Below are 21,878 nucleotides of genomic sequence, written 5' to 3' on the forward strand. Positions count from 1 at the left end.
TTTAAAACAAGGAGGGCCGCCACATATGTGGCAGCCCTCCCTGGTACTACTTGACGATACTAACGCGCATTTAGAAACGCGCGCGAACGCCGATATTGTAGCGAGCACCATACTGCTGTGCGCTCACCAGCTGATTAGCGAAGCGACCATGACGACGGATGGTTTCCTCGGTCAGGTTCAAACCTTCCAAGAAAACAGATACATCTTCGGTCACATCATAGCTGGCATTCAGATCCCACTGGCCGTAGGCCTCGGTGAACACCGGCTGGTTGCCGATCTGAGACTGACGTGTATCCAGCAGGAAGTCATCACGCCAGTTGTAGGCGAGACGTGCCTGGAAGGCGTCTTTTTCGTAGAAGCCGATCAGGTTGGCAGAATCGCTCATACCGGTCAGTGCCACGGAGTTTTCGTTGTCGAATACATCGTACTCCACATCGCCATCCACCAGAGTGAAGTTGGCAATGGCACCAAAGCCGGAGTCGCCGAACATATGCTGTACCGCCACTTCCCAACCGTAAACCTCTGCCTCTTCCAGGTTACCCGGGGTCGCTACACTCCAGGTAATCACCGGGTCTCCAGCGGTGTTCAGACACGCCGCATTAGCACCGGTAGAATCGGGGCAGCCCGGACGCGGGTTGGCACTCGAGTCAGTAATCGGGTTTCCGTTAACGTCGTAAATCACACGCTCTTCGGTCGTTGCACCGATAAAGTTCTCAACGTACTTCTTGAAGAAGCCGACAGATGCATAACTGCCCTCCGAGTAGTAGTACTCAACAGAGAGGTCGAAGTTGTCGGAAGTGATTGGCAGCAAGCCCGGGTTACCCTGGGATGCGTTAAATGGACCACCCGGGCGGGACACATCCAGTGAGGTGGATGGGAACATCGCCGAGATATCAGCGCGGCTCAGGGTGCGGCTGTAAGAAGCACGTGCTACCAGGTCTTCATTCAGCTCAATGCTGGCATCCACATTGGGCAAGAAGCGAGTGTAGTCACCGTCAAGCGTATCTGCGCTCGGCATATCGTCATTGACTTCGCGCAGCTCTTCCACGTGCCAGTAACTCAGGCCAACAATACCGTTCTGGATAGAGGTACCCGATACGTCGGTATCTTCAAAGCGCAGGCCAGTGTTCAAACGCACTGGGTAGCCATTGAACTCTGTTTCGAAATCCATTGCCACAAAGGCAGCCAGGGTCTCTTCACTTACCTTGTCGAAAGTCGGCGTCGCCTCGTAGTAATCGCCATTGGCTTTCACTGCATCGATAAAGTCAGACGCTTCATAGTCTGCCAGTAACGGGAACAAACCACTGTTGCTGCCCATTTGGTCGCCGAAGTCGCCACGGTTCTCGAAGTCGATACCCAGAGCCGCGAGGTCACCCAGGTTTACAAAGGCAAAAGAGCCGCTTTCAAATACGTCCACCTGGTAATCGGTGGTCGCAACACCAAAGCGGATGGTCTTCAGTGCGCCGTCGTCGAGGTTTTCCCAGGCACCACTCAGCTGGAACTGCTGGATGCTGTTCTCAATCTCGTAGCCGCGCTCCTGGAACAGGTCAGATACGATGTTTTGTGGTGCGTATGCGCCACCGGCGAGATCGGAGTCATCAAAGCTGATACCCGGCAGACCACTGCTGCTGGAGAAATCGGCAACCACATCCACCATCTTGCCCGGGTTTTTGGTATTGGCGATGGTTTCCGCGGGAAGGCCGCCAGGCTGCGAGTGAGAAGTGGAATCGTGGAAATCCAGCGCGAAGCTCAGGGAGTCTGTCGCTTCCCATTCCACGTTGAGACCTACCGAGTCGTTGTCGGTCACGAACTGGTAGTCCCATGCCCAGAAGTTCAGCTCATCATTCTGCACACTTGGGTTGATCACGGTACCGTTGCTGTCGGTCACACCGGCTGAGGTGTCGAACCACACGCTGGTACGATTCATCGAGATCTGCTCATCGTAACGGGAAGCGGTGTAGTCCAGAGTCGCGGTTACGTTTTCGACTGGTGCAAACTGCACTACCAGCTGACCGTTCTGACGTTCGCGCTGATGGTCAGAAACATCTACATCAAAGGTCCAGGGTGCCCAGTAGGTACCCTCCGGGTTTTTGTTGCGGTCAATAGCAGAAGTATCTGCGGTGCCGTAGTTGGGTACCCACGCTTGGGTGCCGACGCCTTCACTGCGGCTATCGCGCTCAGCATGGGACAGGGTCAACAACACACCGAGTTTGTCCTCAAAGAAGGTACCGCTCACCATGCTGGAAAATTCCGGGGTGACAGAATCGCCTTTCTCGACGCTGGTATCCATGACGCCTTTGACACTCGCGCTGGCAACGAAGCCATCGTGGTCAAACGGGCGCGCGGTCTTGATATTAATGGTGGAACCAATACCGCCGGAATAAACATCCGCTTTACCGGTCTTCACGACCTCAACGCCAGATACGCTCTCAGCGGAAATCTCTGAAAACTTGAAACTACGGGTAATACCTTCCGATTGCAGTGCAGAGGAATTCGGCATTTGGCGGCCGTTCAGGGTCACCAGATTGTAGTTGGGGCCAAAGCCGCGCACGGTAACCTTGTTACCTTCGTTGTTGCTGCGGTCAATGGACACACCAGTAATGCGCTGCAGGGATTCTGCGAGGTTGGTATCCGGGAACTTGCCAATATCTTCTGCGGAAATTGCGTCTACCACACCGGCGGAATCGCGCTTGATATCCATGGCGTTGGTCAGGGATTGGCGAATACCGGTTACGGAAACCTCTTCCAGCGTGGTGGAAGCCGCGTCCTGGGCCTGCACGCCGACAGATGCTGCGGAAATCACGGCAGCAGACAAAGCGCTCAGGGTAAAGCGCTTGCTATTGATAGGCATGGGTGCTCTCTCTCCATGTGGAGGCTCGATGCTCAGACCCCTCACCTGCTCCCAGGCAACCGAGTATCGAGCGCTTATTTTTATGAGTTGAACCTTCCTTGCGGGGCACACTTGCACCAACTTGAACGTACGTGCAAGAAACCGCGCACCTATCGTCTGGTTTGCCAACAACAATGTCAATAGTTAATTGTCGACAATATGCAGTTTGTCTGCAGAGAATTTCACGTGCCTCAGGGGCGTAAAGAGCCGCAGACAAGCACGCCTCGATGACCTGCAGCCTGTGCGCGGCCAAGCGAGTAGGTTGACTCTCCACCTAATCTATCGGCATGTTAGTGTCTCAGGCCTAAGTAAAAGCAAAGACAGAAGCACAGTGCCAATCGGTCGCGTGAAAGATGAACCCGCGACAAAACGTACAAGAAACACCCAAAACAGTTGAAGTATGCAGAGCACAAGAATCCGAGCCGCCAACCATCTATCGACCCTGCTGGACATCTGGCATAGCCAGCGGGACGAACGCCAATGGGTCCTGGGAACCGTGTTCAAGACTGCCGGCTCCAGCTACCGCAAGGCCGGGTCAATGATGCTGTGCGACGATCTGGGGCGTTATTTTGGGCTACTGAGCGGCGGATGCCTGGAGTCAGATATCCAGCGCCACGCGCGCAAGGTCCTCGCCACCGGCAAGGCCAAAACCATCCGCTATGACGGTAACGACGAAGACGATATTTCCTTTCAGTTGGGTATTGGCTGCGGTGGCGAGGTCGACATCCTCCTGCAGCCCATTGACGAAGAAAATAATTTCCTGTACCTGGGCGAGCTGCGGGAGCAACTTGAGCAGCGTCAGCCGCTACTCTATCGCCAGAAGATTGCACGCAATGGCGAGAGCCAGGCGGAGCTTCGGCCGCTAGTGGAGGCTGGTCAGGGCTCCGGCATTCCACTGAAGCGCCCCATGCTCACCGAAGTCGACGGCGAACTCTGGCTGAACACACCAATTAAACCGCGGCCGCACATCCTTATTGTGGGTGGCGGCGTTGATGCCCGCCCCATGGCCCAGCAATTTAATGCACAGGGGTGGAAAGTAAGCCTGTGCGACCCGCGCCCCGCCAACGCCCGCGCCGCCTACTTTCCGGAAAGCACCACGTATCGCTGCCACCCGGATGCGCTGGCCGAATTGATGGATCTCGACTCCATAGATGCTGTGGTCGCCATGAGCCACAACCTGAATCTCGACGCCGCGACGGTACGTATTTTTCACAGGCGACCCATTCGCTATTTCGGACTGCTGGGGCCGACCAGCCGCAGGGACCGGGTATTGTCGCTCAGTGGCCTGTCCAGCAGCGAAACCGACCGGCTAGTAAGCGGCGTATTGCGCGCGCCGATCGGGCTCGACCTGGGCGGCGAGCTTCCGGAGAGTATTGCCCTGGCCACCTGCGCGGAAATCCATAGCGTATTGCATGGAAAATCTGGCCGCACCTTGACCAGCAGATCGCAGGAAATGGATGCGCGCGGTGAAGCGCACAACAAATCCCGGGTACCTTCGTGAGACGTATCCCTGATAAAGCGCTCAATGAAAAGCTGGCAACGGTGATACTCGCCGCGGGGGCGGCCAGCCGTTTTGGATCCTGTAAACACCTGATCCAGCAGAGCGGCAAGACCGTACTGCAACAACGGGTAGAATCCGTGCGCAGTGCCGGCCTGCAGGCCCCGTTGATCGTCACCGGGGCCTGGCATCAGGAAATTCAGCTGGCGCATCCGGACTTTGACCTGCACTTGAATCCCAACTGGCAACAGGGCCTGGGCACCAGTATTGCGTTTGCCATTGGCCAGCTTCCGGAAGACACCGAGGCGGTTTTGTTACTGTTGGGGGATCAGGTCGCAGTCAGTGCAGAAGAAATCCAGGCGCTTTGCCAACAATGGTCCGAGCATCGAGTACTCACCTGCGCGCATTACGGTGGCACGCCGGGAGTGCCCGCGATATTTCCACGCGCCCTATTCCCCCAACTACTGCGCCTCAACGGTGACAAAGGGGCCAAAGCGTTACTGAACAAATACGCCGGAAACATGATTCCTATGGCCAGCGCGGCCATTGATATTGATACGCCACATGACTGGCAGAATTGGCAGCGCGCACAACACACAAATAACGATTTCACAAAGGGAGAAGCAGTATGGAACTGACCATCAATGGCAAGGTTCACCAGGTCGATGTGGACGATGATACTCCACTGCTGTGGGCACTGCGGGACGAACTGAAAATGACAGGCACCAAGTTTGGTTGTGGTGCCGGCCTGTGCGGTGCCTGCACCATCCACATCAACGGCAATCCTGCGCGCGCCTGCTTGACCCCAATCACTGCGGCCAAGGGCGCAAAGATCACTACCATCGAGGGTCTCAGCGACACCGGCGACCATCCGTTACAGCAGGCGTGGGTCAAGCACAACGTGCCTCAGTGCGGTTACTGCCAGAGCGGCCAGTTAATGTCTGCTGCCGCTCTGCTGGCCAATAACCCCAATCCATCAGAGAAAGACATTGATAGCGCTATGAGCGGCAACCTGTGCCGCTGTGGCACTTACCCGCGCATCAAAGCGGCGATTCAGGATGCGGTGCAGTATTACAACGCCGGCGAGCAACAAGAAAAGCAAGGAGGCGAATAACATGACGGATAACACAAACGCGATTTCACTGGTCGACCGCCGCCGCTTCCTCAAGCTCGCGGGTGTCAGTAGCTCTGGCCTGATTCTCGGGGCTACCCTGCCCAATTTTCAGCCGGCGTGGGCCGACATTGCCGGCACTGCAGCGAAAGACAAATCTGCGGCACCGTTAAACCTGTTTGTCAGTATCGCCAAAGACAATACCGTTTCCATCGTGTGTCATCGCTCGGAGATGGGACAGGGTATCCGCACCGGCCTCCCACAAGTGGTCGCCGACGAACTGGAAGCCGACTGGGATCTGGTGGAAGTCGTACAGGGTCTCGGCGACAAACGTTACGGCAGCCAAAATACCGACGGCTCGCGCAGTATTCGCAACTTTTACACTACCATGCGCACCATGGGTGCCAGCGCCCGCACCATGCTGGAACAAGCCGCCGCGCAGTTATGGTCTGTACCCGTAAGCGAATGCCAGGCACGTAAACACCGTGTACACCACTCCGCCAGTGACCGCTCCGCGAGCTTCGGCGAACTGGCCGAGCTGGCCGCCACGCAAAAGGTTCCGGCGGAAGATACGCTGGTCCTCAAAACCCCGAGCAACTTCAACTATATCGGCAAACCCGTCGCTACCTACGACACTCCCGCAATCGTGCAGGGCAAAGGCGTTTTTGGCCAGGATGTCATTCTGGATGACATGCTGATTGCCAGTATCGAACGCGCACCGGTGCTGGGATCCAAGGTTGCCTCGGTGGACGATAGCGCGGCCCGCAAAATTTCCGGTGTCGTGGCAATCGAAAACATGGACGGCGGAATCGAGCCACCACTATTTCACCCCCTTTCCGGTGTCGCGGTAATTGCTACCAACACCTGGGCGGCCATGAAAGCCCGCAAGGCGCTCGATATTCAGTGGACCGACACCAGCCACGCCGGCCACAACAGTGCGCCGTTTATCGAGACACTGAAGCAGCGTGTTAAGCAGCCTGGTAAAGTCGTTACCAAGTACGGTGATGTGGCCTCCAGCCTTGCCGACGCAGCCAACACGCACAGCGCTACCTATTCGGTGCCCTATCTCGCGCACGCGAGCATGGAACCGCCCAGTGCCACCGCAGTAGTGAAAGATGATCACTGCGAAATCTGGGCCTGCGTACAGGTGCCCCAGGGCACACAGCAACACGTCGCCAATGCACTCGGACTCACTCCCGAACAGGTAAAAGTCAATGTAACGCTGTTGGGCGGTGGCTTTGGCCGTAAATCCAAACCGGACTTTGCCGTTGAAGCAGCGCTGCTGGCAAAGAAAATGCAACGCCCGGTAAAGGTGGTCTGGAGCCGTGAAGACGACATTCGCCACGATTACTACCACGCGGCAGCCGCCTCACATTTTGAGGCCGCCATGGATGACGGTGGCCAGGTGACTGGCTGGCAACAGCGCACCGCCTTCCCCACCATTAGCGGCACCTTTGCCAAGGGCGCAGAGCACCCGAGCAACGGTGAACTCAGCCTCGGCTTTGCCGACATGCCGTTCGATATTCCCCATCGCCAATGCGAAACGGCGCCCGCAGAGTATGAAGCGCGCATCGGCTGGCTGCGTTCTGTATCTAATATCCAGAACGCCTTTGGTGTGTGCAGTTTCGCCGATGAGCTGGCCCATCTGCTCAAGCGCAAGCCGGATGAATTCCTGCTGGAGTTGATGGGTGAGGACCGGCACATCGACCCGAATCAGGGTGACTTTGAGTACGGCAACCACGGTGCCAGCCTGAAAGACTTCCCGCTGGATACCGCGCGTCTGAAGCAGGTACTGGCAGCCACCGCCGCGAAAGCGGACCTCTCGCAAAAGGGTGACCACGCGCAAAAAGCAGGTGAAGGTTGGGGTATTGCCGTGCACCGCAGCTTCCTATCCTACGTGGGCATTGCCACCAAAGTAGCAGTGGAAAATGGCCGGGTAGCGATCAAGGAAATGCACTGTGTTGCGGACGTAGGCTTGGCGGTGAACCCGGATCGGGTGGAATCACAGATGGAGGGTTCCATGATCTTTGGTATGAGTCTGGCCCTGATGGGCGAGATCGGCATGGAAAAGGGTGCGGTAACCAACAGCAACTTCCATGACTACCCATTGTTGCGCATGCAGCAGAGCCCCAAGATGAGCGTAACCTTACTGGGCACCGAGCACGCTCCGGCGGGTGTAGGTGAGCCGGGTGTACCGCCGGTTGCCCCCAGCATTACCAATGCCATTTTTGCCGCTTGTGGTGAGCGTATCCGCGACCTGCCGGTAAACAAGCACTTGCAGCTGGCGTAGACCGCTAGTTCATGCCCGCAAAGTAAAAGCTGGGACAATGACGTCGGGGGTACTTTCAAGTACCCCCGACGTCACCTTGCCATCCACCAAATTTCTCCGCTTACTTAATTTTCCCCCACTGGATCTCAGGCAGCCTGGTCACCCATTTGCAGTACAGAAATGTTTTGCGGCAATACAAACCAGCGCAGTGCCTCCGCTGTATCCGACAGTTCCAAACGATAGGTCTCACCCTCTCGATTAGGTCGCAACAGCTCCTGCTCAGCTTGCTCCAGTAGCCCGGCAAAAGAGGTGCCGAAATCCGCACTTGCTGCCGCCGCTGGTTGGGAGAAGTCCAGCGTATTCAAACTCACTTCCGGCGAAAGCGCCCTCTTCTGGTAGCGCCAGGTTCCGTTGGTAGTATCGAAGTAGTAGTACGGCAACAACCTCCAGCCGTGCTCCGCCACCAGTTCAACCGCGCGCAACAGGTACTCATAGGTTTCCTCATCAATAAAATAATTAAAGTTCAGTCGCACCCAACCGGGGCGCAGCACCATATTTCCCTGGAGTAATTGCGCTTCAATCGCTTTACTCTGCTGCATGCTCATGCCGAGCAGGCTATGGCCATAGGGCCCGGCACAGGAACAGCCCCCGCGGACCTGAATACCAAACAGGTCGTTTAGCAACGCAACCACAAAGCTGTAGTGCAAATCTTGCTGTTGATACTTCACTTTGAATGAAACAATGGAAAGGCGCGGGGCCTCGGTACTGCCCAGGATTTCAATATTTTCGTGTTCGTTCCAGCGCGCCATGGCACGCGCAACAAAGTCCGCTTCACGACGTTCGATCTCGTGCGTACCGACATCCTGTTGCAACTTGAACACCAGGCCCGCACGAATGGATTCAACAATTGCCGGTGTTCCGCCTTCCTCGCGGCGCTCGCAGTTGGTCAGGTAACGGTGATCTTCTGGCGTAACGTAAAGCACCGTACCACCGCCGGGGACAGCCGGAATAGGGTTTTGCAGCAGGTGCTTTTTCACTACCAGAACGCCCGGGGTACCAGGCCCCCCCACAAATTTATGGGTGGAAATAAACACAGCATCCAGGCTCGAGTCCCCGCTTTCGTTCTGCTCGCCCGCCATATCGATACCCACATAAGGCGCCGCTGCCGCATAATCCCAGCAAGCGATGGCGTCGTACCGGTGTAGCAAACGCGATACCGCGACGGTATCGGTTTTTAGTCCCGTTACATTGGAGGCCGCTGAAAAGGAGCCCACCTTCACGGCTCGGCCCTGATACTGAATCAGCGCCGATTCCAGTGCTGCGAGGTCAAGAACACCCTCTTCGGTCAGAGGAATCGTGACCAGGTCTACATCGCATTCTCGCCACGGCAATTCATTGGAATGGTGTTCATAAGGGCCTATAAAAACGACGGGGCGCTGCACAGCGGATGCCGGCTGGCGGTTTCTCAACCCCAGAATATCAATGAGCTTGTTGATTGCGGCCGTCGCGCCAGACCCGCAAAAAATGACCTGATCATCCGCACCGCCATTCACTGCAGACCGAATCTGCTGCCTCGCCTCCTCCCGCAGCCGCGTGGTTTGTGCACCGGTGTAGGAGTTTTCGGTGTGCGTATTCGCGTAATAGGGCAAAACCTGTTCTCGAATAAAGTCCTCGATGAAGTCGAGGGCGCGGCCCGACGCCGTGTAATCCGCGTAAACGAGGGGCTTTTGACCAAAACAGGTGGTGATCTGTGAGCCTTCGCCAATGACCGACTGGCGAATCTTCTCAAGTAATACGTTGTGCTTTGCGCCCATTATTCTTTTCCTAAACGGTGTGAATCGGGGCAAATTGTAGGGTTCAGCGCCTGAAACATTGCTTCTAAATGTTCGACCGAATACCACAATATCGGCACAATGATCCATATATGAATATTTTTAGGCACACTGTTTCACACCTGATTAAAAATTCGCTAAAGTGGCTCATGCCCACCCTAAAGAGATCCGTCGGACAGGTACGGGCAGGTAGAAGGAAGCAACATGGCTGAGCTGAAACTCGACAAGCAGGACCGCTCGATCCTCGAACTGCTGCAAAGAGATGCTGGGCGATCCGTCGGCGACATCGCCGAGCAAGTCGGCATCTCCAAGTCCGCCTGCTGGCGACGTATCCAAAGACTCGAGAAGGAGCAGGTGATTCGCGAGCGAGTAACCCTGCTGAACCCGGAGAAGGTCAATCTGCCCCTCACCGTATACATCTCGGTGCGTACCAACCGGCACAACGATGCATGGTCCAACCACTTTCGCGAAGTCGTCGCCGGGATTCCCGAAATATTGGAGGTGCACCGGATGAGTGGTGACCTGGATTATCTGGTCAAGGCTGTGGTGACCGACATGCCCGGGTACGACCGCCTGTACAAGGAGCTGATCAAGGCAGACCTGTTTGACGTGAGCTCCAGCTTCGTAATGGAAACGATGAAGCAGACGAGCGAGTTGCCACTGCACAATCTGTAAGCCTGCTTGGGTGCTAGGCAAGACAAGCCAGCGACAGAGCCGCTTGCCAGTGCTGGTTTTACGTTACTGCTCTTTCGACCATTCGACCTTTCGGTCCGATAGTTCTCAACCGCCCCGTTTGGTATCCTACGCGGCTTGCATGAACCGCCCGCAACAGGCGGCAACCGCCATCAGGCGGCTGCAATAAAAACAACTAACCCACTGTTTTATAAAGATTTTTCTGCAATGCCCGCAACTGCCGCCGCCAAGACGTCCAAGCCCGAACACACCCCCATGATGCAGCAGTACCTGCGCATCAAGGCGGAACACACTCAGGAGCTGGTGTTTTACCGCATGGGTGACTTCTACGAGCTGTTCTACGATGACGCCAAGCGGGCTGCCGAGCTGCTGGATGTCACCCTGACGGCCCGCGGTAAATCCGGCGGCCAGCCAATTCCCATGGCCGGTATCCCCTACCATGCGGCGGAAGGCTACCTGGCGCGGCTGATCAAGGCCGGCGTTTCTGTAGCCATTGCCGAGCAGATCGGTGACCCGGCCACGTCCAAAGGCCCGGTCGAGCGCAAGGTTGTGCGGATTGTCACTCCCGGTACTGTGACCGACGAAGCGCTGCTCAACGAGCGCCGTGACAACCTGCTGGCATCTACCGTTCTTGTGGGCGACCAGTTTGGCTTGGCGCTACTGGATGTGGGCACCGGGCATTTCGCGGTGCAGGAAGTCGACAGTGAAGAAGCCCTGGCAGAGCAGATCCAGCGCTTCAGTCCCACCGAATTGCTGGTATCCGAAGACCTGACCCTGCCGGTGGAAATCGAACGCCGCCCCGGCGTGCGCCGCCGCGCGCCCTGGGAATTCGATCTGGAAAGCGCCCTGCGCCTGCTGAACCGCCAGTTTGGCACCATGGACCTGGAAGCCTTCGGCTGCAGCCATATGCATGCGGCTCTGAGTGCGGCCGGTTGCCTGCTGCAATATGCCCGCGACACCCAGCGCACTGAATTGCCCCATATTCGCACCCTGCGTACCGAACGCAGTGAAGACACCGTCGCGCTGGACCCGGCCAGCCGCCGCAATCTGGAAATCGACACCAACCTGAACGGTGGCGACGATAATACCCTGCTGTCGGTATTCGATGCCTGTAAGACGGCCATGGGCAGCCGCCTGCTGCGCCGCTGGCTGAACAACCCGCTGCGCAACCTGAATACCTTGCAACAGCGCCAGAACGCGATTTCCGCACTGATTAGTGATTACCGTTTTGAGCCGCTGCGTGAAGCGCTGAAGCCCATCGGCGATATGGAGCGCATCCTTGGCCGCCTGGCCCTGCGCTCCGCGCGCCCCCGCGACCTGTCTCGCCTGGGCATGTCCCTGGCCCAGTTCCCGGAACTGCAAAGCCAGCTGAGCGAGACCGACGCTGCCCTGCTTGGCCAGTTGAATCGTGAAATGGGTGAGTGGCCACAAACCGTGGAGCTGCTGAAGCGCGCACTGGTAGAAAATCCGCCCGTGGTTATCCGTGAAGGCGGTGTAATCGCAGACGGCTTCGATGAGGAGCTGGATGAGCTGCGCGGTATCAGTGAAAACGCCGGTGATTATCTGGTCCAGCTGGAGGTGCGCGAGAAGGAGCGCACCGGCATTCCCACACTGAAAGTCGGCTACAACCGAGTGCACGGCTACTTTATCGAGATCAGCCGCGGCCAGAGCGACAAGGCACCGGCAGACTATATCCGCCGCCAGACCCTGAAGAATGCCGAACGCTTTATCACCCCGGAACTGAAAGAGTTTGAAGACAAGGCACTGTCGGCCAAGAGCCGCGCCCTTGCCCGCGAGAAGTTCCTGTACGAGGAACTGATCACCACCCTGAACGAATCCCTCGCGGAGCTGCAAACCGCTGCCGCCGCGGTATCCCAGCTGGATGTACTGGGCAATATGGCCGAGCGCGCGGATCAGCTGCGACTGACTAAGCCGGAGCTCTCCGAGCAGCCGGGCATCCATGTAGAAGGTGGTCGCCACCCGGTGGTGGAGCAGGTCCTCGAAGACCCATTCGTGGCCAACGATATCGACCTGCACACGTCCCGCCGTATGCTGGTCATCACCGGCCCTAACATGGGCGGTAAATCGACTTACATGCGGCAGACGGCGCTCATCGCCCTGCTGGCGCACTGCGGCAGCTTCGTTCCTGCTGACAGCGCGCGTATCGGCCTGCTCGACCGTATCTTTACCCGAATTGGCAGCGCCGACGATCTGGCCGGCGGCCGCTCTACCTTTATGGTGGAAATGACCGAGACCGCAAACATCCTGCGCAACGCCAGCGAGCACAGCCTGATCCTGATGGATGAAATTGGCCGCGGTACCAGCACTTACGATGGCCTGTCTCTGGCCTGGGCCTGTGCGCACTTCCTTGCCGACCACGTGCGCGCCTTTACCCTGTTCGCGACCCACTATTTCGAACTGACCGAACTCCCTGAGCAGTGCGGCGAAGTGGCCAATATTCACCTGAATGCTACCGAGCACGGGGATTCCATCGTGTTCCTGCACCGCATTCAGGAAGGCCCGGCATCCAAGAGTTACGGCTTGCAGGTGGCGAAACTGGCCGGTATTCCCCAGGAAGTACTGGATGAAGCCAAGGCGCGGCTTGCCGCCCTGGAGGCCGGCCACACGACGCGTGATTCGGGCCCTGGTCCCGTGGCTTCTGTTATTGAAGCGAAAACAGCCGAGCCAGTATCCCGAGAGCCCGTTAAAGAGGCCCCCAAGGCTAAGCCAAAATCCGCAGCACCCGCACAGGTAGACCTGTTCGGCAGCGCCCCGCATCCGGCTGTGGAAGCACTGGAAGGGTTGGATCCGGACGATATGACCCCGCGTCAGGCGCTGGAGCAGCTCTACGCCCTGCGCAAATTGTTATAAGCACCCAACCAATTTGACTCAAAAGCCACTACAATTCGCGCCATTAATTGCTAAAATCCGCTGCTTAAAAAATAAAGCGCGGTTTCAGCAGCAACTGGCCGAGCACTGGCAACGCCAAAGTATTATCGAGGGACTAGCATGACATTCGTAATTGGGGAAAACTGCATCAAGTGCAAATACACCGACTGTGTGGAAGTTTGCCCGGTAGACTGCTTTTATGAAGGCCCCAACTTCCTGGTGATCCACCCGGACGAGTGCATCGACTGCGCCCTGTGTGAACCAGAGTGCCCGGCCAACGCCATCTTCTCGGAAGATGAGGTACCGGACGATCAGCAGGAATACACCGAGCTGAACGCTGAGCTTGCCGAGGTGTGGCCGAACATCACCGAAAAGAAAGACCCTCTGCCAGACGCTGCAGAGTGGGACGGTAAAACTGGCAAACTGCAGTATCTCGAGCGGTAAGACCTCACCACGCCATCACGTAAAAAGCCGTCCTAGAGACGGCTTTTTTGTACCCCTCAATTCCCTACCGGGCGAATCAAGTTACCTGTCATTAATCGACCGGGATGCCCAAAAATGACGCCGCGTGACTCAGCTCCGCAGTCAGCCCGGCAACCGCGACCGCTTCAAGGATCTCGGCATCGCTCGCGCCGGCTTTGCGTGCGGCCTTCACCGCAAGGTCACCGTCGTCGTGTGGTGTGGAATTCATGTGGCGGGCAAGCTCCAGCAGAGCATGATCTTTCCGGTCAAAATGCGCGTGATCGGGATCCGTACGAATGCGCAGTATTTCCCGCGGCGCCACACCCAGCTTTTCCAGCCATGCCACATGCTGAGCAATACCGTAGTCACAGTGTTCGTCTGCCGCAATCATCAGTGCGATGGCTTCCTTCAGTTTCGGCGACAGTTCACCGGTAAGCATCACATGCTGATACCTGTCCCATAACTGGGATAACAAGGTGGGGTTATTTGCATAGGCCCGGAATAAATTGGGCACCTCCCCCAGTTGGCTGCGCACTTCGTCCAGTACGGCTTTAACGCCAATATCTTGGGGGGCGTCCGCTGCAGCATGCACCAATGGCATCGAGTTCATGTCCTCCTCCCACTGCACCTTGATCGGTACAGATTATGGTTGGCTGCGCCCAAATACTGGATATAATCCCAGCATGCGCAAAATCATCCATTGAGTCAAAGAATTAATTTAATTCCAATAAAATCAATAACTTAGATGAGTTGTGTTACACGATATGCACTACAAAATGTAACACGATTTCAGAGATACAGAGATCGATTCCCTGCTGGCAATCTCTATCCTGATTCCTCACATTGTAGTGAGCTGCATGTCTAAACAAATACAACCCCTGACACGATCTAAGACCACTCGCGCTCAACGCTTATCTAGTGGATAAACTCTAAGTCACCGTAACCCGAACTCACAGAGTACACAGCAGGACGCTGTGATTCAGTGGGTTTATTGGGAAGGTTAAGAAAGGGGCGATAAGCATCAAGGCGAGTAGCCTTAGATCGTGTCAGGGGGTGGCGTCTTAGACTGTCAGTTCTTTCTGAACATCAGCGACACCGAATCGGCTAACAGCTTCTACCAGTTCCATGGGCAACCGGTAGCGGGAAGCGGCGTTATCCATTATTCGATTCAAGTACTGGGACTGCTTAGCAGGTGATAACCAGAACAGATGCTTGGTCTCACGCTCAACGTACCTAAGAGCAGCGGTCAGGCTCTGCGCCGTACCGTTTAGAACAGCCTTTTGGAGGTCTGTCAGTTCATCTTGGCCTTGGATGTAGCCACCGTGCTTGCGAATGCTTGGTAGTACTTCCTTGAAGACCCAGCGCTTGAAGCGTTTAGCTGACTTGAGCGTACTACCGAAGGCCAGTCCATACAGGCCAGCTTCATTGATCAGGTTCAGTGATCGGGCTTTGGAGTTGCCGGTTAAAGTTTGTGCGTCCGTAGAATGACATCTCAAAATGTCTTCCGGTTCTACTTGATCAAGCAGTGCCTGTCTTGCGTTCTTGTAGCCAAGGATGTCGCATACTTCTTTAGCAATCCAGTAAGGCTCTCCTTCACGCTGGACAACCTTCAATGGCTGGCCCTCGAAGTTGAGGGTGGTTACATCGTTGATAGTTAATTCATTCATCAATCAACTCTCCAGCTCTTCATTCTCAGCAACAAGGTACGGGTGTTCAGCCAACAGAAGGTCAAGGCTGGTGCAGTTCACGTTGGCCCACTCCACGAGCACTTCGAGTGCATCACACCGTCCACAGCCCAAGACATGATTACGAAAGGTGTCAGGGTTCTCTGAGGTCTCCCACGTGGACATGTAGTTATCCAGCGCGGCAGCAGCAGCTTCCCTAAGCGCTTCCTGATAGCCAGCAGTCGTCTGAAGGGAAATGCGTAGCTCGACGAACTTATCAATCGGGTCGATATAGTTGGTTTCGTTGTTGGTGGTGTTAGTAGTGTTGGTCATGGTTAGTGGTCTCAGTTAATAAATTACAGACACAGGCAAACGCAGTAGCGATACAAGACAGCTACTGGTCGGCCTGTAGTGGTTAGTTAGTTGGGTTACTTACTCTTAGCGCGACGGAACGCTTCAGCAACTTCAGGTACGTTATTGAATCTGTTGTACATGGCAGACGCCAAGACTGAAGTAGCCAGCTCACGGGTCTGACCTCGCTCCAATCCTTTCGCCCATTGGGCCATCTCGTAGACATCTACATCAGTGTCGCCATTGGCTTCCATCACATCAGCAATCTTGCTCAATGCTTGGTTCGCCATACTGTCGTAAAGACCGGTCATGTCTTGAGCTGTTACACCAAACCCGGTTAAGTGACTGGCAATGTCCAGTGCTGGAGTACTGTCGCCCATAACGTAAGCAGTTAGAGCGGCGTTGAACTTTGATTCACCTACAGTGCCTTGTACCCATCGAGCGTTATCAGAAGTTTCCTTGTCGAACTCCAGACGCTCTACGTCAGCTTCAGGCGGTGCTTCAGCATGTGGATCGATACCCAAGGCAGAGCTAATAGCATTGTTGTAAGTCTCCTCACTGATGGTGCCGTTATCCTTCATCCGATCAAGACTCGCCTTGTATGCTGGGTCGACCTGGCGAACGGTTGTAGTCGTTGATTCGTGTGGGTTAATCCAATTTGATTTAACACCAACACCAAGGTCATAAGCCTTGTCGATGTCCAGATAATCACGACCACCACGGCTCATGGCTTGCTGTGCTTTCTGATCAGCAAGGTAAGCTTCTGTAGCGGCTTCTCGCTGACTTTCAGATGTCGATGTAGGGCGTAGGGCTAAGTTAGAACGACCACTGCGGTTGGTCTCAGTGTTGATCATGGTTCCGTGTTTAGTAATTTCGGTCATGGATGGTCTCCAGTATTAAAGGTTGTGAAAGACACGGCAGCGTCCGTTGTTAGGGCTGGCTTTATGCGTGTCGAGATAGATTTGATTGATACAGAATTTGGCTACCCACTCAGCGTCAACGCTCTCGCCTTGGAGCTGGCTGAAGTAGGCAATCAGTTGTTGAAGCCTCAGACCTGTATCAGTTGGCCTGAAGTGATCTTCGATGCGCTGAGACATCGTCTGGTAGCTGCTCAGATTGTTGGTCTGTGGCGGCAATGAGTGATAGTCGGGCTTCCTCATAATGGGAAATCTCCTGTTGTACTGACCATGTATCGAGAGCCAAGAAGAACAAGGCACTTAACACAGCAGCAATATTGAATTTATTGGTCATTGAGCCATCGGCTCGACCTATCGCAGATACGGTCATGAGTGGTTCCAGTAGTTGACTTTTAGAGGGCATCAGGAATGACGCCTACAATCGTTTCCCTGCTCTACTGGTTAAATGATGTTGGTAAGTTCTCAGGCGAGCTGAGAGAGGCTTACAGGCAGCCTCAGGAGCGCTTAGGAGGCAGCTCGACACGACGATTAATAATGTCGTCAACGAGTTCAGCTACAGCTACTTTTCTATCGCGCTTCTTCTGTTCTTGGTGTTGCAGCTCAGACAGAATCTTTGCTGTCTTGGGTGGTAACTTGACGATGATGCGGGCAATCTTGTTTGGGTGAATGCACTTGTAATCGTCAATGCGTAATTGTTTTAGCATGAGTGGTTTCCTAAAGGATTTTTTACAAAAAGAATTGGGGTGATCAGTGATCGATGATGTAAGGGAGTTTTTACAAAAATGATGGACGACCACTGCCGAGGTAAGAGCAGTAGCCGACCAAAAGACCTCATCGAGATAAGGCCAGAAGCAAGGGGATATGACTGAACAGGTAACCAGAACCTAAACAAGTCTGACACGATTAAGAGTCGGTCGAGCCAAAGGCTCAGAGATAATGAGCAAAATCACAACGAAGGGCTTAGTCCACCCTTCCGATAGCGCCCTGATGCTGTCGTACTGTCTGGAGACCACCCATGACCAACGATGCGGAGATAAGACATCGATTCAAGGAGTAGACAGTACTTTAAGACAACATCAAGACGCTGACGGAAAGACGGAGAAGACAAGGAATAAGACAATGACCAAGGTAACTGACTGGTGATAGTCCTTGGTTGATAATCAACAATGATTTATCCAAGACAATCGATCTTAGACAAGCTTTAAGTTAGCTACAGGACAAGGCGAAGAGATACCAGTAGTGATTCCTGTAGATATCTTAAAGTTAACTACTAGTTAGATATTTAGTAGATAACATTGATTAACTAATCTACTACAGGCTAAAAGATAACTTTAAGATAGGAAGCCATTCCGTTCCGCACCTTAATTTACTGTCTTTTCAGTGGTCTAAGGCTCGATACTTTCCACGGTATCATGCGGCTCTGTTACTAAACCTCCAGACTGTTCAGGGCCATTACCTCCTTACTGAGTCTTTTACAACATTCACCGATAACTTCAGGTTGTCACCGAGCTTGCTTAAGGCTCTGTCGTGGTCTGTCGTTGTCGTTGCCATCTAAGGCAGTCAATGAAGTGGTGTCTTTCGCAACATGGATCGGTCTCGATGATAGTGATCATCTTGTGAGACTGAGTGTGTCCATGGTTTGTTGTCTTGGGGACAGCCTACCGGTATTTGGTTCAGGTAGGTCTTCGGGGTTTTTACGTGCTACAAGGGAACTACTGGCTAAACTACAGGGCGTCAGGAATGCACAGGCTCGATAGCTGAAAACTTTATTGCATAGGTATGGGAGAGCTTTTGACCAGACGCCACAAGCGATGCAGAGATGTCAAGAAAACTTTTAGTTTTTGCTCCAAGTTGGCCAGTAGATGACCTGAAGCAAGTAGTGAAAAGTTTTATCCATAGGTATGGGATACCCCCCTTAGACCACTACAGTCAGACCTGCACGATACGCTTGAACCTTCAGGTCGTTACCTTCCAGTTTCTTCAGCGCGGTCTCAGCCTTTTCCTTTTCACGGAACAGCAACAGTCACCAGTTGGAACGCTAAGGAACCTTAAGGAACGCTGTCGGAACGGTTCTGAAGGTCAACTGTTGTAGTAGTAGCATCAGGAAATAATGTTTTCTTGTTGGATAGGAGGGGGACCCCCCTTGACGTTTCAGAAACACCTATACCTACAGCCTTAAACCTACTTCAGCAACCGATACAAGTGAGCCTTACTGATCTCGTACTCAGCCATGATGTCCTTGATCAGAACGCCTTCAGAACGCTTCTGACGCATCTCCTCGATCAATTCATCAGTGAATTCATTCTTACGACCGAACTTAACACCATTGGCCTTAGCCTTGGCGATACCGTCAGCTTGTCGCTCCTTCCTGATGTCAGTCTCGAACTCAGCGATTGCAGCCAGCATGGAGAACATCAGCTTGCCTTGAGCTGTACTGGTATCAATGTGTTGATCAATGACTTTGAGTTCAACTCCTCGTTGTCTCAGGTCTTCAGCGATCTGATGTAGATGAACAGTGGAACGAGCCAGACGATCAATACGACTGATTACCAGCGTGTCACCTTCACGTAGATACTCAAGGCAAGCTTTAAGCTGTGGTCGCTTACCGTCGAGACCAGAGCGCTTCTCCTTGAATACCTTGTCGCAGTCTTTCAGCTTCTCTTCCTGGACTGCCAGAGATTGCCCAGTGGTACTTACTCGGGCGTAACCAATCATTGAACCTTTATGCTTTGCCATGCTGCGTCTCCTATGTCCTTAACTGTTGTGATACAGTAATTCTGAGACATAGAAGAGACACAGTCAATACGTCGGCATCAATTAGGTAACATTATGTATACATTAAGAGACGCACTGAGAGACTGATAGATTTCTTCCGAAGGTATGGGATACCCCCCTAACTGATCAATCACTGGCTACTGTCGTTGCTCTTTACTCTGTCATCTGACAACGGAACAGCAGACCAGCGGTGATCATTAAGTTGCTACAGGCTGGCAAAGGGAAGGCTTCAGGCTGGGCAGGTCAATGGGGTATAGGGGGAAACCTGGAAGTTAGTCGGTCGATGTATGGCCTCAGATTTTTCCGACGAAAAACTCTTGGCTATTAGTATGTCGAAAAGTGGCTTTTCATATTCTCACCACCAAAAATTACTTGATATATTTACAGTCGCCCCAATGCTGTAATGATTACCAGTGGCTCAAAGGGAGGGAGTGAAATGACCGCATTAAGTAACGAACTGTTTCAACATGGATGTAGTGTCGACCGGGAGCCTGATACTTGCCCCAGATGTAATCGGGGTATCGATCCTGAGCTAAAAACTACATCTTATACGTATAAAGACAATAGATTAGAGCGTCTGCAAGTTGCGTATCGCTGCCCCCGACATGAGTGTGCTGAAATATTCATCGCCAACTACATCTGCATGCTGAGAGTCTGCCACCTAAAAAGCGTTTCACCTAAAAAGCATGAGCCTCGCGAGTACCCCACAGAGATAACAGGCGTTTCAACGCAGTACAGCGAAATTTTCAATCAGTCCGCAGCAGCGGAAGCGAACGATCTAACACTAATTGCCGGATGTGGTTACCGAAAAGCCTTAGAATACTTAATCAAAGATTACTGCATCCAAAAGATGCCAGATCAAGAGGATAAAATTAAGAAAATGTTCTTGGGTAATGTCATTGATAAGTTTGTTAGTGATACTACCTTAAAAGAAGTCGTTAAGCGGGCAGTCTGGCTTGGAAATGACGAATCTCACTATACGCGCAAGTTTGTAGATAAAGACGTACAAGACCTCAAAGAAATTCTACAGTTAACTGAATATTGGATTTGTCACGACGTGAAGACCCAACAGCTACTGAAGGAAATGACCCCCGCGTAAGAACCTATTTTATCGATTACAACGCCAGCCCTTTGAGAGTCGGAGTATTTTCAATGCCCCGCATATGCTCAGCCAGTTGCTCAATCTTCAAGCCATCTGAGTACAGACCATAAGTCAACGACCCATCTTCATGTCCAACGATTTGCTTGGCTACGGAGATGGGAACGTCCTTCTCTTGCAAAGCAGTAGCAAGAAACTTCCTGAAGCTATGAAAGACCTTCTGACCTTTCTCATCGTTCTTAATACCCAGTGATGTCTTCAGGCTGCTAAACCAGCCAGACGCTCTCTGATCATTCTTCCCTGCCAGCTCAGGGAACAGCAGCTTACTACTACTAAACAACCCCTTCTCGCGCTGAGCCAGTACCATCTCAAGTATGTCGGGATGTATAGGCACCTTACGGATACCGGCTTTAGTCTTGCTTTCCCGTATATCGAAGTACCACTGACCATGCTCGGTCTGTTCAATAGCATCGACTCCAGCTAATGCCAGCTCATTGATACGTGCACCGGTATACATCCCAAGTCGGGGCAACAAGTATTTGTACCCTTCCATGTCACGAGTCTTGTCGAGGATTGCTTGGACTTCCTGCTTGGTGAATGACTGGAAGTGTCCGTCGTCCTTACCAAGTACTTCCTGATCACGGAACGGGTTCTCTTTAGGAATACCCTGAGCAACACGGCGACTATCGGTGTATATCTTCGCCAACGCTGTGACCTCAGCATTGATCGTCCCACGGACAAGCCCTTGATCAGCTCTAAAATCGATATAGCCTGCAACCTGCTGTTCAGTGATCGAGACAAGCGGTACATCCTTCTCACCGAGATAGTCCAAGAATCGCTTAGCATAGATTTCACGGCGCTCTATCGTCTTAGCGCCCCGCCCTTCCCTCTTAGCTTTCTCAGCGCTGGCCTTAGCCCCATCCAAAAGACTGAAGCCGTGCTTACCTGACTCATGGTCTTTCCGCTCCCAGAATTGCTCCAACGCCTCTCGACGAATCTGAGGAGTATTTGCGTTAATCTCGAAGTCTGGTGAGTGGTGAACGCCGTGGTCATGCGGCAGCTCATGAGGGCTTTGTGCTGGGTAAATTGCACCACGCAATTCGGAAAGAACTGACCGGAAACGATCACGGGTAGTTGTCTGCTGCTCTTCCAATACTTGACGAGCGAACTCTGCATCCATTTGGTCACGGAAAATCATCGCAGCCTTAACATCACTGGTGCCGGTAGAGCGGCGAATATGTGACTTTCCACCGTAGCGATGCTGGATACTCTTGGGTATTCTGCGCGAATACACCCACTTGTTGTGATGCAGGGTCAAATGCTTAAGGTTCACAGCCATCTCCGGTCGATTTCGGCGCCAACTTACCACAGATGTAACACGATATGTAACACGACCTGTGACTCGCCAGCCCCCGCACCATGCGGGTT

18 protein-coding genes are annotated in these 21,878 nt (G+C 53.7%); 9 read left to right on the plus strand and 9 right to left on the minus strand.

Features of this window, described 5'->3' with window-relative positions:
• Positions 1-70: 70 nt before the first annotated feature.
• Complete coding sequence (locus tag AS89_RS0113475; RefSeq protein ID WP_010133221.1) at positions 71-2,851, minus strand: TonB-dependent receptor; 2,781 nt, start codon at positions 2,849-2,851, stop codon at positions 71-73.
• 439 nt (positions 2,852-3,290) lie between these two features.
• Between AS89_RS0113475 and AS89_RS17610 the strand changes: the two genes are divergently transcribed.
• Genes AS89_RS17610 through AS89_RS0113495 form a run of 4 tightly spaced genes read left to right on the plus strand, consistent with a single transcriptional unit; the run spans position 3,291 to position 7,789 of the window.
• The gene (locus AS89_RS17610; protein WP_010133222.1) at positions 3,291-4,391 is read left to right on the plus strand and encodes an XdhC family protein; all 1,101 of its coding nucleotides are present in this window, start codon (positions 3,291-3,293) and stop codon (positions 4,389-4,391) included.
• Positions 4,388-5,026, plus strand: coding sequence for a nucleotidyltransferase family protein (locus tag AS89_RS17615; protein WP_010133224.1), 639 nt, complete (start codon positions 4,388-4,390; stop codon positions 5,024-5,026). The genes AS89_RS17610 and AS89_RS17615 overlap by 4 nt, the downstream gene beginning before the upstream one ends.
• Positions 5,017-5,502: a (2Fe-2S)-binding protein gene (locus AS89_RS17620; RefSeq protein ID WP_010133225.1), complete on the plus strand. Its 486-nt coding sequence runs from the start codon at positions 5,017-5,019 to the stop codon at positions 5,500-5,502. The genes AS89_RS17615 and AS89_RS17620 overlap by 10 nt, the downstream gene beginning before the upstream one ends.
• A gap of 1 nt (position 5,503) precedes the next feature.
• Entirely contained in the window at positions 5,504-7,789 is a 2,286-nt protein-coding gene (locus AS89_RS0113495) for a xanthine dehydrogenase family protein molybdopterin-binding subunit (RefSeq protein WP_010133226.1), read from the plus strand.
• 125 nt (positions 7,790-7,914) lie between these two features.
• Here the strand turns inward: AS89_RS0113495 and AS89_RS0113500 are convergent, their stop codons facing one another.
• The gene (locus AS89_RS0113500; RefSeq protein WP_010133227.1) at positions 7,915-9,582 is read right to left on the minus strand and encodes an aminotransferase class V-fold PLP-dependent enzyme; all 1,668 of its coding nucleotides are present in this window, start codon (positions 9,580-9,582) and stop codon (positions 7,915-7,917) included.
• Between the two features lie 222 nt (positions 9,583-9,804).
• Here AS89_RS0113500 and AS89_RS0113505 point away from each other — a divergent pair, with 222 nt between their 5' ends.
• From AS89_RS0113505 to fdxA, 3 genes are all read left to right on the plus strand, one after another.
• Complete coding sequence (locus AS89_RS0113505) at positions 9,805-10,275, plus strand: Lrp/AsnC family transcriptional regulator (RefSeq protein ID WP_010133228.1); 471 nt, start codon at positions 9,805-9,807, stop codon at positions 10,273-10,275.
• Positions 10,276-10,500: 225 nt separating this feature from the next.
• Positions 10,501-13,164 carry a DNA mismatch repair protein MutS gene (gene mutS, locus AS89_RS0113510; protein ID WP_010133229.1) on the plus strand — a complete coding sequence of 888 codons (2,664 nt, stop codon included), beginning with the start codon at positions 10,501-10,503 and terminating at the stop codon, positions 13,162-13,164.
• Positions 13,165-13,302: 138 nt separating this feature from the next.
• On the plus strand, positions 13,303-13,626 hold the full coding sequence (gene fdxA / locus AS89_RS0113515) for a ferredoxin FdxA (protein WP_010133230.1): 324 nt from the start codon (positions 13,303-13,305) through the stop codon (positions 13,624-13,626).
• Between the two features lie 91 nt (positions 13,627-13,717).
• On the opposite strand, the gene AS89_RS17625 is transcribed toward fdxA, so the two are convergent.
• From AS89_RS17625 to AS89_RS0113535, 4 genes are all read right to left on the minus strand, one after another.
• Positions 13,718-14,254, minus strand: a complete 537-nt coding sequence (locus tag AS89_RS17625) for a carboxymuconolactone decarboxylase family protein (RefSeq protein ID WP_010133231.1) — start codon at positions 14,252-14,254, stop codon at positions 13,718-13,720.
• Positions 14,255-14,705: 451 nt separating this feature from the next.
• Positions 14,706-15,311 carry a BRO-N domain-containing protein gene (locus AS89_RS18255; protein WP_010133232.1) on the minus strand — a complete coding sequence of 202 codons (606 nt, stop codon included), beginning with the start codon at positions 15,309-15,311 and terminating at the stop codon, positions 14,706-14,708.
• Between the two features lie 3 nt (positions 15,312-15,314).
• On the minus strand, positions 15,315-15,641 hold the full coding sequence (locus AS89_RS0113530) for a hypothetical protein (RefSeq protein WP_010133233.1): 327 nt from the start codon (positions 15,639-15,641) through the stop codon (positions 15,315-15,317).
• 95 nt (positions 15,642-15,736) lie between these two features.
• Positions 15,737-16,540 (minus strand): hypothetical protein, encoded by an 804-nt coding sequence (locus AS89_RS0113535; RefSeq protein ID WP_010133234.1) that lies wholly within the window; start codon positions 16,538-16,540, stop codon positions 15,737-15,739.
• Positions 16,541-16,603: 63 nt separating this feature from the next.
• On the opposite strand from AS89_RS0113535, the gene AS89_RS18700 reads away from it, so the two are divergent.
• Entirely contained in the window at positions 16,604-16,798 is a 195-nt protein-coding gene (locus AS89_RS18700) for a hypothetical protein (protein ID WP_138976406.1), read from the plus strand.
• 272 nt (positions 16,799-17,070) lie between these two features.
• Here the strand turns inward: AS89_RS18700 and AS89_RS0113545 are convergent, their stop codons facing one another.
• Both AS89_RS0113545 and AS89_RS0113555 read right to left on the minus strand, forming a co-directional pair.
• Positions 17,071-17,280, minus strand: coding sequence for a hypothetical protein (locus AS89_RS0113545; RefSeq protein WP_010133236.1), 210 nt, complete (start codon positions 17,278-17,280; stop codon positions 17,071-17,073).
• Between the two features lie 1,477 nt (positions 17,281-18,757).
• The gene (locus AS89_RS0113555) at positions 18,758-19,312 is read right to left on the minus strand and encodes a recombinase family protein (RefSeq protein WP_010133237.1); all 555 of its coding nucleotides are present in this window, start codon (positions 19,310-19,312) and stop codon (positions 18,758-18,760) included.
• Between the two features lie 475 nt (positions 19,313-19,787).
• Here AS89_RS0113555 and AS89_RS0113560 point away from each other — a divergent pair, with 475 nt between their 5' ends.
• Positions 19,788-20,450 carry a DUF4145 domain-containing protein gene (locus AS89_RS0113560; RefSeq protein WP_010133238.1) on the plus strand — a complete coding sequence of 221 codons (663 nt, stop codon included), beginning with the start codon at positions 19,788-19,790 and terminating at the stop codon, positions 20,448-20,450.
• Positions 20,451-20,466: 16 nt separating this feature from the next.
• On the opposite strand, the gene AS89_RS0113565 is transcribed toward AS89_RS0113560, so the two are convergent.
• Entirely contained in the window at positions 20,467-21,783 is a 1,317-nt protein-coding gene (locus AS89_RS0113565) for a tyrosine-type recombinase/integrase (RefSeq protein WP_158217368.1), read from the minus strand.
• Positions 21,784-21,878 lie beyond the last annotated feature (95 nt).

Origin of the sequence: Microbulbifer agarilyticus S89 (genome assembly GCF_000220505.1) — a bacterium.
Taxonomy (GTDB): domain Bacteria; phylum Pseudomonadota; class Gammaproteobacteria; order Pseudomonadales; family Cellvibrionaceae; genus Microbulbifer; species Microbulbifer agarilyticus_B.

What these genes read in the sequence shown, in the direction of transcription:
- AS89_RS0113475 (WP_010133221.1), bottom strand. Translation starts at nt 2,851, where the DNA reads ATGCCTATCAATAGCAAGCGCTTTACCCTGAGCGCTTTGTCTGCTGCC.
- AS89_RS17610 (WP_010133222.1), top strand. Translation starts at nt 3,291, where the DNA reads ATGCAGAGCACAAGAATCCGAGCCGCCAACCATCTATCGACCCTGCTG.
- AS89_RS17620 (WP_010133225.1), top strand. Translation starts at nt 5,017, where the DNA reads ATGGAACTGACCATCAATGGCAAGGTTCACCAGGTCGATGTGGACGAT.
- AS89_RS0113495 (WP_010133226.1), top strand. Translation starts at nt 5,504, where the DNA reads ATGACGGATAACACAAACGCGATTTCACTGGTCGACCGCCGCCGCTTC.
- AS89_RS0113500 (WP_010133227.1), bottom strand. Translation starts at nt 9,582, where the DNA reads ATGGGCGCAAAGCACAACGTATTACTTGAGAAGATTCGCCAGTCGGTC.
- AS89_RS0113505 (WP_010133228.1), top strand. Translation starts at nt 9,805, where the DNA reads ATGGCTGAGCTGAAACTCGACAAGCAGGACCGCTCGATCCTCGAACTG.
- mutS (WP_010133229.1), top strand. Translation starts at nt 10,501, where the DNA reads ATGCCCGCAACTGCCGCCGCCAAGACGTCCAAGCCCGAACACACCCCC.
- fdxA (WP_010133230.1), top strand. Translation starts at nt 13,303, where the DNA reads ATGACATTCGTAATTGGGGAAAACTGCATCAAGTGCAAATACACCGAC.
- AS89_RS17625 (WP_010133231.1), bottom strand. Translation starts at nt 14,254, where the DNA reads ATGAACTCGATGCCATTGGTGCATGCTGCAGCGGACGCCCCCCAAGAT.
- AS89_RS18255 (WP_010133232.1), bottom strand. Translation starts at nt 15,311, where the DNA reads ATGAATGAATTAACTATCAACGATGTAACCACCCTCAACTTCGAGGGC.
- AS89_RS0113530 (WP_010133233.1), bottom strand. Translation starts at nt 15,641, where the DNA reads ATGACCAACACTACTAACACCACCAACAACGAAACCAACTATATCGAC.
- AS89_RS0113535 (WP_010133234.1), bottom strand. Translation starts at nt 16,540, where the DNA reads ATGACCGAAATTACTAAACACGGAACCATGATCAACACTGAGACCAAC.
- AS89_RS18700 (WP_138976406.1), top strand. Translation starts at nt 16,604, where the DNA reads ATGCGTGTCGAGATAGATTTGATTGATACAGAATTTGGCTACCCACTC.
- AS89_RS0113545 (WP_010133236.1), bottom strand. Translation starts at nt 17,280, where the DNA reads ATGCTAAAACAATTACGCATTGACGATTACAAGTGCATTCACCCAAAC.
- AS89_RS0113555 (WP_010133237.1), bottom strand. Translation starts at nt 19,312, where the DNA reads ATGGCAAAGCATAAAGGTTCAATGATTGGTTACGCCCGAGTAAGTACC.
- AS89_RS0113560 (WP_010133238.1), top strand. Translation starts at nt 19,788, where the DNA reads ATGACCGCATTAAGTAACGAACTGTTTCAACATGGATGTAGTGTCGAC.